The organism is Virgibacillus sp. 7505, assembly GCF_002272135.1.
In the GTDB taxonomy this organism is placed as follows: Bacteria; Bacillota; Bacilli; order Bacillales; family Amphibacillaceae; genus Terribacillus.
Genome location: NZ_NPBF01000436.1, coordinates 1 through 216, shown reverse-complemented (window position 1 = coordinate 216; position 216 = coordinate 1). Strand labels below are relative to the sequence as shown.

1 protein-coding gene is annotated in these 216 nt (G+C 45.8%); it reads right to left on the bottom strand.

Annotation, left to right across the window (positions count from 1 at the left end):
* Positions 1 to 202: divalent metal cation transporter (locus CHH91_RS19680; RefSeq protein WP_286160871.1), on the bottom strand; the 202-nt coding region annotated here is incomplete at its 3' end.
* Between the last annotated feature and the right edge of the window lie 14 nt (positions 203 to 216).

Here is a 216-nt window from a genome sequence, read left to right as displayed (position 1 = left end):
GCCCTTTTTGGGTAATAATGCCGAGGCGGGCACTCATTTCTTGTAAGATGATTGTGGCAATAATCGAAAAAATGACTGCCCAAAGAAGGGCGAAGCCAAAGGAAGCTCCTGCCCTTGTCGCAGTTGTAACGGTGCCAGGACCAATAAAGGAAGCTGTGACAATCGCCCCTGGGCCTATTGCTTTCAATTTGTTTTTTAACATTGATGTTTTCATGC